Below are 14,549 nucleotides of genomic sequence, written 5' to 3' on the forward strand. Positions count from 1 at the left end.
CTGCGGCTCTTCGCTCCCGGCAGGCGATGCCGGCATCTCCTGTCAGTGGTCGCCGATAGCCTCTCGGACGTGCCCGCTCGTATCACCGATCCCGATCAGCTCAAGGAGCTCCTCGGCATCCCCTTCACCCCGGAGCAGACGGCCTGCATCACGGCGCCGCCCGCCCCGCAGGTGATCGTGGCCGGGGCCGGATCGGGCAAGACGACGGTGATGGCGGCACGCGTGGTGTGGCTGGTCGGCACCGGCCAGGTCGCCCCCGAACAGGTGCTCGGCCTCACCTTCACCAACAAGGCCGCCGGGGAGCTCGCCGAACGCGTCCGCAAGGCGCTGATCAAGGCCGGCGTCACCGATCCGGACGCCATCGACCCTGACGACCCGCCGGGCGAGCCGGTGATCTCCACGTACCACGCGTTCGCGGGCCGTCTGCTGACCGACCACGGACTGCGCATCGGCCTGGAACCCTCCTCCCGGCTGCTCGCCGACGCCACCCGCTACCAGCTCGCCGCGCGTGTCCTGCGCGAGTCCCCCGGCCCCTACCCGGCCCTGACCCGCTCCTTCCCGGACCTCGTCGGCGACCTCCTCACCCTCGACGCCGAGCTCGCCGAGCACCTCGTACGGCCGGAGGACCTGCGTGCGTACGACGGCGAGCTGCTGCGCAGCCTCCGGAACACCAGGCTGACCAACGCCGATCTGCGCAAGGTGCCCGACGCCGCCGCCGCGCGGCGCGAACTCGCCGAGCTCGTGCTGCGCTACCGGGCCGCCAAACGCGACCGCGACCTGCTCGACTTCGGCGACCAGATCGCCCTGTCCGCCCGGCTCGCCGCCATCCCGGAGGTGGGCCGCGTCCTGCGCGACGAGTTCCGGGTGGTCCTGCTCGACGAGTACCAGGACACCTCGGTCGCCCAGCGCGTCCTCCTGGCGGGCCTGTTCGGAGGCGGCACCGGGCACCCCGTGACCGCCGTCGGCGACCCCTGTCAGGCGATCTACGGGTGGCGCGGCGCGTCCGTCGCCAACCTCGACGACTTCCCGGAGCACTTCCCCCACACCGACGGCCGCCCCGCCACCCGCCAGTCGCTCAGCGAGAACCGCCGCAGCGGCGGGCGCCTGCTGGACCTCGCCAACGGCCTCGCCGAGCCGCTGCGGGCCATGCACGCGGGCGTGGAGGCCCTCCGCCCGGCCCCCGGCGCCGAACGCGACGGCACGGTCCGCTGCGCCCTGCTGCCCACCCACGCCGAGGAGATCGGCTGGCTCGCCGACTCCATCGCCCACCTGGTGCGCACCGGCAAGGCGCCCGGCGAGATCGCCGTCCTGTGCCGCACGGCGACCGACTTCGCCGAGATCCAGGGCGCCCTGGTCGCCCGGGACGTCCCCGTCGAGGTCGTGGGCCTGTCCGGACTGCTGCACCTGCCCGAGATCGCCGACCTGGTCGCCGTCTGCGAGGTGCTCCAGGACCCCGGCGCCAACGCCTCCCTCGTCCGTCTGCTCACCGGCCCGCGCTGGCGCATCGGCCCGCGCGACCTCGCCCTGCTGGGCAGGCGCGCCCGACTGCTCGTGGCGCACGCGCGCGTGGCGGACGGCGACGATCCCGACCGCCGGCTCGCCGCGGCCGTCGAGGGCGTCGACCCGTCGGAGGTCGTCTCGCTCGCCGATGCCCTCGACACCTTCCTGGAGACGCCGCTCGACGGCCGCTGGGACGACGACGGGCTGCCCTTCTCGCCGGACGCGCGCGTGCGCTTCGCCCGCCTGGCCGCGGAACTGCGCGACCTGCGCCGTTCTCTGGCCGACCCGCTGATGGACGTCCTGCACCGGGTCCTCGCCGTCACCGGCCTGGAGGTGGAACTCTCCGCGTCGCCGCACGCCCTCGCCGCACGCCGCCGCGAGACCCTCTCCAACTTCCTGGACATCGCCGCCTCCTTCGCCGCCGGCGACAACGAGGCCACCCTGCTCGCCTTCCTCGGCTTCCTGCGCACCGCCGCCCAGTACGAAAAGGGCCTCGACAATGCGCTGCCCGGCGGGGAGAACACCGTCAAGGTGCTGACCGCGCACAAGTCAAAGGGCCTGGAGTGGGACGTCGTGGCCGTCCCCGGACTGGTCAAGGGCACCTTCCCCAGCGGCCAGGGGCGGGAGAAGTGGACCGCCCAGGGCAAGGTCCTGCCGCACGAACTGCGCGGCGACGCCGACACCCTGCCCGACGTCCCCTCCTGGGACGCCCGCGGCCTCAAGGCCTTCCACCAGGCCATGAAGGACCACCAGCACACCGAGGAACTACGCCTCGGCTACGTCACCTTCACCCGCCCCCGCTCCCTGCTGCTCGGCTCCGGCCACTGGTGGGGCCCCACCCAGAAGAAGCCGCGCGGCCCGTCCGACTTCCTCCGGGCCCTGTACGACCACTGCGTCGCCGGCTACGGCGAGATCGAGGCGTGGGCGGACGAGCCCGCCGAGGAAGCCGAGAACCCCGCCCTGCGCCGGGCCGCCGACGACCAGGCGTGGCCCCTGCCCCTGGACGACGCCGCCCTCAGGAGACGCCGGGCGGCCGCCGAGACCGTCCTGGCCCACCTGGACCGCATCGCCACCGATCCCGCCGCCGTGCACGACACGGACACGTACGACGACCCCGACTGGCCGCCCCCGCCGGACGACGACGACTTCCACGGCGGACCCGGCCCCGTGCCGGAGGACTTCCCGGAAGACCTCCCCATGGACTTCGCGGAGGGCTACGACGACGGTTTCCCCGACGACGTCCCGGAGGACGCCAACGAGCCCGACCACATCCCCGACCCCGACCACATCCCCCCCGACCACATCCCCCCCGACCACATCCCCGACCCCGACCACATCCCCGTCCCGGAGCAGACCGCCCGCACCGACCCCCGCTCCGAGGACGATCCCGGCGAATGGGACTCCCGGCGCCCCGCACGCCCGACCGTGCCGCACCAGGCGCCGCCCCCGCAGCCCACCCGCACGGAGCACACCCCCGGACCCCGCCCCACGGAGCCGGTGTCCGGCCGCCTCACCCCCGAGGAGGCCCGCATCGTCGCCTCCTGGGACCGCGACCTCGACGCGCTCACCGGGGAGCTGCTCCGCGCCCGGGACGCCGTGACCGACGTCCCGCTGCCCGCGTCGCTGACCGCCTCCCAACTGCTGCGCCTGGCCGCCGACCCGGACGGCTTCGCCCAGGAGCTGGCCCGGCCCATGCCCCGCCCGCCGCAGCCCGCCGCACGCCGCGGCACCCGCTTCCACGCCTGGGTCGAGGCACGCTTCGAGGAGCTGACGCTGCCCCTGCTGGAGCCCGAGGAGCTGCCCGGCGGCGACGCCGAGATCGCCGACGAACGCGACCTCGAGGCCCTCAAGGATGCCTTCGAACGCACCCGGTACGCCCGCCGCACCCCCTACCGCGTCGAGGCACCGTTCCAGCTGTCCATCGCCGGACGCGTGGTGCGGGGCCGCATCGACGCCGTCTACAAGGAGGGCGACGGAAACGGGGCCACGTACGAGATCGTCGACTGGAAGACCAACCGGAGCCGCACCGCCGATCCGCTCCAGCTCGCCGTCTACCGGCTCGCCTGGGCCGAACAGCAGAACGTCCCCCTGGACTCCGTCACCGCCGCGTTCCTGTACGTACGCACCGGCGAGGTCGTGCGCCCAGAGGCGCTGCCCGGACGCGCGGAACTGGAGCGGCTGCTGCTGGAGGGACCGACGACCGGTGAGATACCGCACTCCGAGGACACCGCCGCGGGCCGATAGGCTCCTGACCATGAGCCAGCCCGTTGACAGTGCCGTCAGCGCCGTCCGTACGTACATCGAGCAGCACAGCGCCGCCTTCCTCGACGACCTCGCCGACTGGCTGCGGATCCCCTCCGTGTCGGCCCGGCCCGACCACGCCGCCGACGTGCGCCGCAGCGCCGACTGGCTCGCCGCCAAGCTCGAGGAGACCGGCTTCCCGACCACCGAGGTCTGGCAGACCCCGGGCGCCCCGGCCGTCTACGCCGAATGGCCCTCCGACGACCCCGAGGCACCCACGGTGCTGGTCTACGGCCACCACGACGTGCAGCCCGCCGCCCACGAGGACGGCTGGAGCAGCGAGCCCTTCGCACCCGTCGTCCGGGACGGCCGCCTCTACGCGCGCGGTGCCGCCGACGACAAGGGGCAGGTCTTCTTCCACACCCTCGGCGTCCGGGCGCACCTCGCCACCACCGGCCGCACCACCCCGGCCGTGCACCTCAAGCTGCTGATCGAGGGCGAGGAGGAGTCCGGCTCCCCGCACTTCCGCACCCTCGTCGAGCAGCACGCCGACCGGCTGGCCGCGGACGCCGTGATCATCTCCGACACCGGCATGTGGTCCGAGGACACCCCCACCGTGTGCACCGGCATGCGCGGCCTCGCCGAGTGCGAGATCCGGCTGTACGGGCCCGACCAGGACATCCACTCCGGTTCCTTCGGCGGCGCGGTGCCCAACCCGGCCACCGCCGTCGCCCGCCTGGTCGCCGCCCTGCACGACGAGCACGCGCGCGTGGCGATCCCCGGTTTTTACGACGGCGTCGTCGCACTCACCGAGCGCGAGCGCGAACTCTTCGCCCAACTTCCCTTCGACGAGGAGCGGTGGCTGCACACCGCCAAGTCCCGCAGCACCCACGGCGAGGCCGGATACACCACCCTGGAGCGCATCTGGGCCCGCCCCACCGCCGAGGTCAACGGCATCGGCGGCGGCTACCAGGGCCCCGGCAGCAAGACGATCGTCCCGTCCTCCGCCATGGTCAAGCTGTCCTTCCGGCTGGTCGCCGGCCAGCACCCGGAGCACGTGCAGAAAGCCGTCCGCGACTGGGTGTCCGGACAGGTGCCCGAGGGAATCCGCTGCGAGATCTCCTTCAGCCCCGCCACCCGCCCGTGCCTGACACCGCTGGACCACCCGGCCCTGCAATCCGTGGTCCGTGCCATGGGCCGCGCCTTCGACGCACCCGTCCGCTTCACCCGCGAAGGCGGTTCCGGCCCGGTCGCCGACCTCCAGGACGTCCTCGGCAGCCCGGTGCTCTTCCTCGGCATCTCGGTCCCGTCCGACGGATGGCACGCCCCCGACGAGAAGGTCGAGCTCGATCTGCTCCTCAAGGGCGTCGAGACCACCGCGTACCTGTGGGGCGACCTCGCGGAGAACTGGCGGCCCGCACCCTGAGCACACTCCGCGCGTCCGTACCGGCCGCCCGCGCGGGGCACACTTGAAGGGCCCCGCACCGTTGCGCGCCGCCCACCCGGTCGCCTCCCGCCGTCCGTCCCGACGAACCGTCCGCCGACACAATCCGTTCCACCGGGGGAGTTGGAAGCACCCGTGACCACCAGGACCGACCACACCGACCGCCCCGTCTCGCTCACCGCCCCGAGCGGCATCGACCGCGCCGCCCACCACCGGCTCGACGAGGCCTGGCTCGCGGCGGCGTGGAGCCACCCCTCGACGCGCTGCTTCGTGGTCTCCGGCGGCCAGGTCCTCATCGACGAGACTGCGGACGGGCGTACCGAACTCGTCATGACCCCCTCCTTCGAGGCCCCGCTCACCGAGGCGCACCGCTACTTCCTCGGCATCGACCAGGACGGCGTGAGCTACTTCGCACTCCAGAAGGACTCACTGCCCGGCCGCATGGACCAGTCCGCCCGCCCGGCGGGCCTCAGAGAGGCCGGCCTGCTGCTGAATCCGCGCGACGCCGGACTGATGGTGCACGCCGTGGGACTGGAGAACTGGCAGCGCACCCACCGCTTCTGCTCCCGCTGTGGCGAGCGCACCGTCATCGCCGCGGCCGGTCACATCCGCCGCTGCCCCGCCTGCGGCGCCGAGCACTACCCGCGCACCGACCCGGCCGTGATCATGGCCGTCACCGACGACCGCGACCGTATCCTGCTCGGCCGCCAGGTTCACTGGCCCGAGGGCCGCTTCTCCACGCTCGCCGGTTTCGTCGAGCCCGGCGAGTCCATCGAGCAGGCGGTGCGCCGCGAGGTCCACGAGGAGGTCGGGATCACCGTCGGCGAGGTCGAGTACATCGCCAGCCAGCCCTGGCCCTTCCCCTCGAGCCTGATGCTGGGCTTCGTCGCCCGCGCCACCTCGACCGGCATCGACGTGGACGGCGACGAGATCCACGAGGCCCGCTGGTTCTCCCGCGAGGAACTCGACGCGGCCTTCGCCTCCGGCGAGGTGCTGCCGCCCTACGGCATCTCGATCGCGGCCCGCCTGATCGAGCTGTGGTACGGCAAGCCCCTGCCGACCCGCAGCGTGTTCTGACCCCGACGGAGCAGCCCCGCGCCCGGAAAAGAGCCCGGCGCGGCAGCCCCGCGCACAGCACAGGGGGCCGCCCCGGCAGGGACGGCCCCCTCTCACCCTTCTCGAAGACGGCGGTCAGACCCGTCGAGGAGGGGGCGCTGTGTGGGCCGTCATGCAGGAGCTGGCCATTTCAGGGCCGTATGTATTGCTGGCCTTCGTGGCGCTCTTGGCCGTCATGATGTTGTCGGCTCTGGTCATTGCGCTGAGGGATGCCGAGCCAGGGCACCGACCGGAGATCATCCGAGCCTTGGCCGAACTGATGAGCTTCTGGAAGCGGCGGTAGAAGACTCGGCGAACGAAGCGGCCCCCGCGCTCAAGGCAGAGGCGAGGGCCGCTGTGCGAAATGACGAGGTCAGACGCCGAGCGCCTGCTTCACCTGGGCAAGGCTCGGGTTCGTCATCACGACCTCACTGCCACCACTGGAGGGAACTACCTGAACAGTGGGAACGGTCTGGTTCCCACCGTTCGCCTTCTCCACGAAGGCCGCCGACTCCGGGTCCTGCTCGATGTTGATCTCGGTGTACTCGATGCCCTCGCGGTCCATCTGGCTCTTCAGCCGACGGCAGTAGCCGCACCACGTGGTGCTGTACATCGTCACAGTGCCCGGCATGTCTTCGCGCTCCTTCGGCGACTCGGGGAAGTTCTCGCAGTGGGGGAACGTGCTTGAAAGCGTCACCATTCCCGGGGCGTCCCGTGCTGTCCTGCCGACGTGAGGCCTGTCGCATGCAGACGGCAGGCCTGCCGCATTCATATGACTGCGAGGGCCTGCCTGTGGACAACCGGCTCACCCGTCTCCGGCGACCTGGCAGCATGGCGGTGTGACAGCAGCAACGCATTCCACCCTCTTCCCGCAGGTACCGGACTCGGCCGACGCGGTGCTCGAAGGGCTCGACCCCGAGCAGCGCGAGGTTGCCACCGCCCTGCACGGTCCGGTGTGCGTGCTTGCGGGCGCCGGTACGGGCAAGACCCGGGCGATCACCCACCGCATCGCCTACGGGGTGCGCGCCGGCATCCTCCAGCCGTCCAGCGTGCTCGCCGTCACCTTCACCAACCGCGCCGCCGGGGAGATGCGCGGCCGGCTGCGTCAGCTCGGCGCCGTCGGCGTCCAGGCCCGCACCTTCCACTCGGCGGCGCTGCGCCAGCTCCAGTACTTCTGGCCGAAAGCCATCGGTGGCTCCATGCCCCGGCTCGTCGACCGCAAGATCCAGCTCGTCGCCGACGCCGCGGCCGCCTGCCGCATCCGGCTGGACCGCGGCGAGCTGCGGGACGTGACCGCCGAGATCGAGTGGTCCAAGGTCACCCAGACCGTCCCCGCCGACTACGCGCTCGCAGCCGCGAAGGCCGGCCGCGAGGCCCCCCGCAACCCGGCGGAGATCGCCCAGCTCTACTCCGCCTACGAGGACCTCAAGCGGGAGCGCGCGGTCATCGACTTCGAGGACGTCCTGCTGCTCACCGTGGCCGTCCTCCAGGACCGGCAGGACATCGCCGAACAGGTCCGTGCCCAGTACCAGCACTTCGTCGTGGACGAGTACCAGGACGTCAGCCCCCTCCAGCAGCGGCTGCTGGAGCTCTGGCTCGGCGACCGGGAGAACCTGTGCGTGGTCGGCGACGCCAGTCAGACGATCTACTCGTTCACGGGCGCAACCCCCGACCATCTGCTCGACTTCCGCGTCCGCCACCCCGGTGCCACCGTCGTCAAACTGGTCCGTGACTACCGTTCCACGCCCCAGGTGGTGCACCTGGCCAACGGCCTGCTCGCCCAGGCCCGCGGACGTGCCGCCGACCACCGGCTGGAACTCGTCTCCCAGCGGCCCCCGGGGCCCGAGCCGGTCTTCACCGAGTACCCCGACGAGCCCGCCGAGGCCGAGGGCGCGGCGCGCCGCATCCGTGAGCTGATGGACGCCGGGATCCCGGCGAGCGAGATCGCCGTCCTGTTCCGCACCAATTCCCAGTCCGAGACCTACGAGCAGGCCCTCGCCGACGCCGGGGTGCCCTACCAGCTGCGGGGCGCCGAGCGGTTCTTCGACCGCCCCGAGGTGCGCAAGGCCGGCATCGCGCTGCGCGGCGCGGCGCGTTTCGGTGGCAACGACGCCCTCCTCGACGACGCCCCCGACCTGCCCTCCCAGGTGCGTGCCGTGCTCTCGGGCGAGGGCTGGACCCCGCAGCCTCCGGCCGGCTCGGGCGCGGTCCGGGAGCGCTGGGAGTCTCTCGCCGCCCTGGTCAACCTTGCCGAGGACTTCGTCGCCGCCCGTCCCGGCGCCACCCTCGCCGACCTCGTGGCCGAGCTCGACGAACGGGCCGGTGCCCAGCACGCACCGACCGTGCAGGGCGTCACCCTCGCCTCCCTGCACTCGGCCAAGGGACTGGAGTGGGACGTCGTCTTCCTGGTCGGCGTCGCCGAGGGCATGATGCCGATCACGTATGCCAGGACCGATGAGCAGATCGAGGAGGAGCGCCGCCTCCTCTACGTCGGTGTCACCCGCGCCCGGGAGCGCCTCCACGTCTCGTGGGCATCGTCCCGCGCCCCCGGCGGCCGTCCGAACCGCCGCCCCAGCCGCTTCCTCGACGGACTGCGTCCCGGCTCGGCCGGTGGTGCCGGCCGCGGTGGGGCCGGCGGCGGGGGAGGCGTCGAGCGCGGCACGGCCGGGCCGGCGGCCGCTTCTTCTCCGTCCGCCGCCCCGAGGCGCAGACAGCGAAGCCCCGCCCGCTGCCGGGTCTGCGGCCGGACCCTGACCGACGCGGGCGAGATGAAGCTGATGCGCTGTGAGGACTGCCCCTCGGACATGGACGAGGGCCTCTACCAGCGGCTGCGCGAGTGGCGGGCGGAGCAGGCGCGGCGCAGCGGGCAGCCGGCGTTCTGTGTCTTCACCGACAAGACGCTGATGGCCATCGCGGAGACCGTCCCCGAGGACGCGCCCGGTCTGGCCAGGATCCCGGGCGTGGGGATGCGCAAGCTCAACCGCTACGGGGCCGATGTTCTCGCCCTCTGCGCCGGCCGGGACGTCACCGGTGACGAAGAACGGGACTGATGCCAACTCGTCGAAAAAATAGTTTGCGCATGCCCCAGCAATCCCCATAGGTTCTTAGGCACGGGAACAGCGGCCTTCTCGGAGGCCCTGATTCCGTGTTGTACTTGCATATCCGCCGGACTGGCTCACCCCCAGTCCCCCGAAGCGCCGAGAGGAGGCGAGTCCAGTGATCAGCATCAACACCAGCTCCATCGTCAAAATGACCGATCGCTCGGCCGTCTCCCTGTGCATGCTCGGCGCTTCGCACCAGGGCACCGGTGTGTCCGGCATCCCTGCCGCACGTCCGGCGTCCTCCGTTGCTCTCGCGGGTCTTGTCGCCCGTGAGCGCGATGAGCGACCGACCGAGGCACTGGAAGCGGTAGTGGCACAGGCCGAGGCCTATGCCTTTGCGGCGACCGGTGACGGATTCCGGAAGCAGACGACGCAGCACCACCTGATGTGGGCCTTCCGTGGGCCAGAACCCTGGAGTGATCCAGCCTGATTCGATCAGGCCGGCGCCTTCAGGGCCGCGGAACCCCATCCGGGATCCGCGGCCCTTCTGTTTTCCCCGAACGGGGCACAGACCGAAGGCGCCTCGGGACAAGAAAAGAACCCGGTACCAGCCGCCACCCCGGCCAACCGGCCGGAAACGACCAGACGAGGAAGACGAACCGTGCAACTCGAAGCGCACGCCCCGTCCGTACCGCCTTCCGACACGATCCCCAAGCCCGGCTCCACGGAGGACCCGACCTTGACTCCGCTCACCGCGCTCACCGCGCTCGACGACGCCATCGAGAACCTGGGTGTACCCGTCCCGTGCCGCTCCTACGACCCGGAGGTCTTCTTCGCCGAGTCGCCCGCGGACGTCGAGTACGCCAAGTCCCTCTGCCGCACCTGCCCGCTGATCGAGGCCTGCCTCGCCGGGGCGAAGGAGCGGCGTGAGCCCTGGGGCGTCTGGGGTGGCGAGCTGTTCGTCCAGGGCGTTGTCGTCGCCCGGAAGCGGCCGCGTGGTCGCCCGCGCAAGAACCCGGTCACGGCATGAACACCCCAGGAACGATCGACCGCCCCCTCACGCACGACCCCCAGAAGCAGGCCCCGATGATGCCGTCCGCCCACGAGCCCGCAGGCTCCGCGACCGAAGACTTCACCACCAGCGGTGCGAACGACTCGCGCCAGAACAGGACCCGAGAGATGCAACTCATCCCAGAAGCCATGGCACGTGCGCATATGCACGAGCGACTGCAGGAGGCGGATCGGGAACGCCGGGCCGTGCGCCTGGTGGCCGCCCGCCGGATGCAGCGCCGGGCCGAGCGCGCCTCCCGGCGCGCTCGCCGGGCGCTCGCCATGGCGGTCATGCAGTAACGATCCGACCCGAAGCGGTGGCCTCCCGCTCCGGGAGGCCGAGTTCACCACGCGGGGGCCGGTCCGTGCCGAACGGACCGGCCCCCGCGCCGCGTTGTGCGGGGGCGGACCGCCGGGCGCGGGGATATGGTCGCCGGGTGACGAGTCATCCCGGTGACAGCGACGACGGCACCCCGGACCGGCCGGAGGCCCCGGTGTGCGCCCGCTGTGGCGCCCGGGCCGAGGGACCCACCCCGACCTGGACCCTCTCCGTCGAGAACGGCGTCCGTCGCCACTACTGCGAGGACTGCTCCAGGGAGAATCTGAGGGCCATCGAGGGGCGCCTGGACTCCGAGTGGTGGTAGCGGTCCGGTCGTCGGCGGCGGCCGGTGCCGCTCCTGCTCACGCCGGTGCCGCCGCTTCCCCCTCCGGCTCGGTCGGGTCGTCGAGTACGAACCCCGGCAGCCACTCCTCCAGTTCCTCGCGCAGCCGCACCGTCGCGCCGAGCTGGCACAGCACACCGATGGTGCTCAGCGTCACCCGGTGGATCAGCAGGTACGCCGGGGGCAGGTTGAGCTGCTTGCCCAGCTGGTAGGCGGGGGAGCGCGGGTCGGCGACACGGGCCGCCTGGCTGCGCATCCAGCCGCGGGTGAAGGTGAACTCGTCGGCCAGCGCCGGTTCGATGATGGGCAGGAGGTAGTCGAGCACCGCGTCGGGATCCAGCTCGATGGTCTCCTTGACGAAGCCCTCCGCGCACAGCATCTCGTAGACGGCTTCCGCCTCGCCGTCCAGTGTCATCCGCAGCGCCTCACCGATGGGGGCGGGCAGTCCACCCGAGAGCCGGTCGACCGTGCCGAAGTCCAGCACGCCCAGGCGCCAGTCGCCCTCGCCGCCGGGGCCGCCCGGAAGCAGGCGGAAGTTGCCAGGGTGCGGGTCGGCGTGCAGCAGGCCGGTGCGGGCGGGGCCGGAGAACAGGAAGCGCGCCAGGAGCTGGCCGGCCCGGTCCCGCTGGTCCTCGGTGCCGTCCGAGATGATCTCCGACAGCGGTATGCCGTCGATCCACTCGGTGATCAGTACCTGCTCGCTCTGGTGGACCACATCGGGCACGAGGACGTCGGGGTCGTCGGCGAACTCTTCGGCGTGGGCGCGCTGGGCCTGGGCCTCCAGGCCGTAGTCCAGCTCTTCGGAGACACGGTCCTTGAGTTCGGTGATCAGCGGCTTCACATCCATGCCGGGGATCAGCGGGCCCAACAGCCGGGCGAAGCGGCTGAGCTGGTTCAGGTCGGACAGCAGTGCCTCGCCGGCGCCCGGGTACTGCACCTTGACCGCCACCTCGCGGCCGTCGTGCCACACCCCCCGGTGCACCTGGCCGATCGAGGCCGCGGCGGACGGCTTGTCCTCGAACTCCAGGAACAGGTCGCGCCAGTCCTCCCCGAGCCGCTGCGTGAGCACTCCGTGCACGGTGCGGGTCGGCATCGGCGGGGCCGCCTCCTGGAGCTTCGTCAGCGCCGCGCGGTAGGGGCCGGCGACCTCCTCGGGCAGCGCCGACTCGAAGACCGACAGGGCCTGGCCGAACTTCATCGCGCCGCCCTTGAGCTCGCCGAGCACCTTGAACAGCTGCTCGGCGGTGCGCTGTTGCAGCTCGCGCCCGACGAGTTCCGCCGACTCGCCCACGATCCGCTTGCCGAGTCCCCAGGTCGCCCGCCCGGCGAAGCCGAGCGGGAGCGCGGCCAGCTTGGCGGTCCGGGTGACCGCCTTGCGGGGAAGATCAGACATGCGCCCTCCAAGTCCCTGCCGGCCGCTCCGCGTCCGCCTTACGGCACGCCTCCGACGGCCCCTGCACCGCCATTGTCTCGTGCGCTCGCCCGTCCTCGGAGGAGATGTGTTCCTCCTTACCCTTACCGGCCGCGCCGCACGGGCACGACGGGTGCGCCCGGACCGGACGGGCGTGCCAGTTCAGTCCCGGGAGGGCAGCCTCCCAGCGGGCTCCGGCACTCGACGGGAGCAGGCCGTCCAGGAAGGCCAGCGCGTGGGCCGCGGCCAGCCCCGCCACCGTGGTCGCCAGTGTCACGTCGCAGGGTACGGGCCGGCGCTGCCCGCCGGAGCGCCATTGGGCGACCAGCCGCGGCCAGCTCGGGTCCCGGGCGGCGCGGTCCTCGTGGAGGCAGCCCGCGCAGCTCGTCTCGCCGGGCAGGACGAGTGGTCCGACCACACCGGTTGCCTCCACGACACCAACGTAGAGATGGGGTGTCCCGGAGGCCAGGAGGTTTTCGGCGGCGGCCGGGTCGGGCGCGTGCACGCGGACGTCGTCGCGCGGGGCGAGGACCACCAGGCAGCGGCCCGGGTCGCCGGCGTCGAGCGGGGAGCGGGCCGCGCGACGCGGCGGACGCTCGGGGGCGGCCCGGCGCACGACACGGCGGGCGGCCTCGTCCCGGCGTTCGCCGATGGCATCGGCGGGCAGCCCGCCGGGCGTGACGTCCCACGGTTCGACCCGGCCGACGTCACGCACGTCGACCTCCCCCACGCCGGCCCCGGACAGCAGCGCCGCCACGGTCGCGCCCACCCGGCCCGCGCCCCTCACCTGCACGCGCATGGCTCGGCGCGCCGCCAGCCGCGCCATCGCCCCGCCCGGCTCGGAGGTGGTCAGGGTCAGTGAGGCGAGGTCGGGGAGCAGCCGGTCGAGGACCTCCCGCCTGCCGCGCAGGTCCTCGGCGGCCGGGCCGCCGCCCCGGTAGTCGTCCAGCAACCCGGCCCGCGCCAGTCTGCGCACCAGCCGGTCGACATGACCCTCGGGCAGGTCCATGCGGTGGGCCTCCTCGCGCAGCAGATCGAGGCCCCGGGTGCCGTTGAGCAGGTCGAGGAAGCTGCCCGTCGCCGTGTCGACCGGCCCGACGGTCAGCGCGTGCGCCGGCGTCATGCCGAACTGCACGGTGTTGAGGTCGCGCCATCCGCGCCTGAGCGCGGGTTTTACCTCTGGATGCATGACAGGCCCCCGTATGCCTGGATCGTCCCTGTTGTCCCGTCGGGTCCGGTCATGGTCCGGCCGACGAGTGCCAGCATGCCCGGGATGCGTCGAGTGCCGCCGAAAGTTGTCCACAGGCGGTGGAATTCGTCGTACAAATCCGGCGCATGGTGGTGGGAATCGGCACCGAACCGTCCCTGAGCCGGGACTTCCCTCGGCCCAGCGGGTACGGTCGGGGCGTGCCCGCCGACCCACTGCACCGCGCCGGAAAGCCACAGCGCAGCACGACGAGCCAGCCCACCAACGGCTCACGGGCGAGCGCGATCGAGGTCCGCAGGAGCGCCCGCCGTCGCAGAACGGTCTCCGCGTACCGCGAGGGCGATCGCACCGTCGTGCTCATCCCCGCCCGCATGTCCGAGGCGGAGGAGCAGCGCTGGGTGAGCGTCATGCTCGACAAGCTGGCCGCCCAGGAGAGCCGCAGGGCCCTCGGCGACACCGAGCTGGCCGAACGCGCCCAGAGGCTGTCGGACCAGTACTTCGACGGGCGCGCCAGGCCGGCCTCCGTGCGCTGGGTGACCAACCAGAACACGCGCTGGGGCTCGTGCACGCCCGCCGAGGGCAGCATCCGCCTGTCGCACCGGCTGCAGGGCATGCCGGAGTACGTCGTCGACTACGTCCTGCTCCACGAGCTGGCGCATCTGCTGGTGCCCGGGCACGGGCCCCGCTTCTGGAGGCTGCTGGAGGCGTACCCGAGGACCGAGCGCGCTCGGGGCTACCTGGAAGGAGTGGTCGCGGCCGCACGGCTGCCGCACCTGCCGGGTGCCGCCGAGGACTGAGCGTCGCGTCAGGTGAGCGCACCGTGGACCCCGCGCGCGTTGTGTACCGGGTCTGTACCGACTTCATCCGGTGTCCGGATTTGCCGTTAGCCTGGCGCGAC

13 protein-coding genes are annotated in these 14,549 nt (G+C 72.4%); 10 read left to right on the forward strand and 3 right to left on the reverse strand.

Annotated elements, in window-relative coordinates:
• Positions 1-69: 69 nt before the first annotated feature.
• The 4 genes from ACFYOV_RS32410 to ACFYOV_RS32425 all read left to right on the forward strand — a co-directional run bounded on the left by ACFYOV_RS32410 (position 70) and on the right by ACFYOV_RS32425 (position 6,584).
• Complete coding sequence (locus ACFYOV_RS32410; RefSeq protein ID WP_389094004.1) at positions 70-3,744, forward strand: UvrD-helicase domain-containing protein; 3,675 nt, start codon at positions 70-72, stop codon at positions 3,742-3,744.
• A gap of 10 nt (positions 3,745-3,754) precedes the next feature.
• Complete coding sequence (locus ACFYOV_RS32415; RefSeq protein WP_389094006.1) at positions 3,755-5,167, forward strand: dipeptidase; 1,413 nt, start codon at positions 3,755-3,757, stop codon at positions 5,165-5,167.
• A gap of 141 nt (positions 5,168-5,308) precedes the next feature.
• Positions 5,309-6,262, forward strand: a complete 954-nt coding sequence (gene nudC, locus ACFYOV_RS32420) for an NAD(+) diphosphatase (RefSeq protein ID WP_389094008.1) — start codon at positions 5,309-5,311, stop codon at positions 6,260-6,262.
• Between the two features lie 151 nt (positions 6,263-6,413).
• Positions 6,414-6,584, forward strand: coding sequence for a hypothetical protein (locus ACFYOV_RS32425; RefSeq protein ID WP_351238269.1), 171 nt, complete (start codon positions 6,414-6,416; stop codon positions 6,582-6,584).
• 69 nt (positions 6,585-6,653) lie between these two features.
• Here ACFYOV_RS32425 and ACFYOV_RS32430 read toward each other — a convergent pair whose 3' ends face one another.
• Entirely contained in the window at positions 6,654-6,911 is a 258-nt protein-coding gene (locus ACFYOV_RS32430; protein ID WP_389094010.1) for a mycoredoxin, read from the reverse strand.
• Positions 6,912-7,119: 208 nt separating this feature from the next.
• On the opposite strand from ACFYOV_RS32430, the gene ACFYOV_RS32435 reads away from it, so the two are divergent.
• The 5 genes from ACFYOV_RS32435 (at position 7,120) to ACFYOV_RS32455 (ending at position 11,015) form a co-directional block, all read left to right on the forward strand.
• Positions 7,120-9,330 (forward strand): ATP-dependent DNA helicase UvrD2, encoded by a 2,211-nt coding sequence (locus tag ACFYOV_RS32435; protein WP_389094012.1) that lies wholly within the window; start codon positions 7,120-7,122, stop codon positions 9,328-9,330.
• 166 nt (positions 9,331-9,496) lie between these two features.
• On the forward strand, positions 9,497-9,811 hold the full coding sequence (locus ACFYOV_RS32440) for a hypothetical protein (protein WP_389094014.1): 315 nt from the start codon (positions 9,497-9,499) through the stop codon (positions 9,809-9,811).
• A 171-nt stretch (positions 9,812-9,982) separates the two neighbouring features.
• Positions 9,983-10,351, forward strand: coding sequence for a WhiB family transcriptional regulator (locus ACFYOV_RS32445; RefSeq protein ID WP_125504338.1), 369 nt, complete (start codon positions 9,983-9,985; stop codon positions 10,349-10,351).
• Positions 10,348-10,671 (forward strand): hypothetical protein, encoded by a 324-nt coding sequence (locus tag ACFYOV_RS32450; protein ID WP_389094016.1) that lies wholly within the window; start codon positions 10,348-10,350, stop codon positions 10,669-10,671. Before ACFYOV_RS32445 ends, ACFYOV_RS32450 begins: the two co-directional genes overlap by 4 nt.
• Before the next feature lie 137 nt (positions 10,672-10,808).
• Positions 10,809-11,015: a hypothetical protein gene (locus tag ACFYOV_RS32455; protein ID WP_389094018.1), complete on the forward strand. Its 207-nt coding sequence runs from the start codon at positions 10,809-10,811 to the stop codon at positions 11,013-11,015.
• A gap of 37 nt (positions 11,016-11,052) precedes the next feature.
• On the opposite strand, the gene ACFYOV_RS32460 is transcribed toward ACFYOV_RS32455, so the two are convergent.
• Together ACFYOV_RS32460 and ACFYOV_RS32465 are read right to left on the reverse strand one after the other, a co-directional pair.
• Positions 11,053-12,426 carry an ABC1 kinase family protein gene (locus ACFYOV_RS32460; protein WP_389094020.1) on the reverse strand — a complete coding sequence of 458 codons (1,374 nt, stop codon included), beginning with the start codon at positions 12,424-12,426 and terminating at the stop codon, positions 11,053-11,055.
• Complete coding sequence (locus ACFYOV_RS32465) at positions 12,419-13,633, reverse strand: TOMM precursor leader peptide-binding protein (protein WP_389094022.1); 1,215 nt, start codon at positions 13,631-13,633, stop codon at positions 12,419-12,421. Before ACFYOV_RS32465 ends, ACFYOV_RS32460 begins: the two co-directional genes overlap by 8 nt.
• A gap of 218 nt (positions 13,634-13,851) precedes the next feature.
• On the opposite strand from ACFYOV_RS32465, the gene ACFYOV_RS32470 reads away from it, so the two are divergent.
• A complete protein-coding gene (locus ACFYOV_RS32470) occupies positions 13,852-14,448 on the forward strand; it encodes a M48 family metallopeptidase (protein ID WP_389094024.1) in 597 nt (198 codons plus the stop codon).
• The last annotated feature ends 101 nt before the right edge of the window (positions 14,449-14,549 follow it).

Origin of the sequence: Streptomyces sp. NPDC005931, from assembly GCF_042871235.1 — a bacterium.
GTDB lineage: Bacteria > Actinomycetota > Actinomycetes > Streptomycetales > Streptomycetaceae > Streptomyces.